Origin of the sequence: Rhodovulum viride (assembly GCF_003265965.1) — a bacterium.
GTDB lineage: Bacteria > Pseudomonadota > Alphaproteobacteria > Rhodobacterales > Rhodobacteraceae > Rhodovulum > Rhodovulum kholense.
Window position 1 is genome coordinate 1 of the sequence record NZ_MUAV01000261.1, and the last position, 269, is coordinate 269.

The following is a 269-nucleotide window of genomic DNA, read 5'->3' on the forward strand; positions in this document are numbered from 1 at the left end:
CGGCCGCGCCGCGGTCGGCGATGGCGTCGTGGCAGGCGCGCGTGTCGTAGGCGCCGTCGGCAGTGACCGTGGCGATTTGCCGATCCAGGCCGATCTGCTTCAGGAGCTCAGGCAGCATCGGCGCGTCGCCTGCATTGCTGGAGGTGACCTCGACGGCCCGGATCTCTGGCGTTTCCTCGTCTATGCCGATGTGGATCTTGCGCCGGACACGGCGCTTCGAGGCGCCGTGTTTGCGTCTGTGCCACTCGCCTTCGCCTTTCACCTTGATG

The 269-nt window shown here is 67.3% G+C and carries 1 protein-coding gene; it reads right to left on the reverse strand.

The features are described from left to right. Window positions 1-269 (reverse strand): transposase (locus BYZ73_RS22105; RefSeq protein WP_146746438.1); only part of this gene is annotated, 269 nt, incomplete at both ends.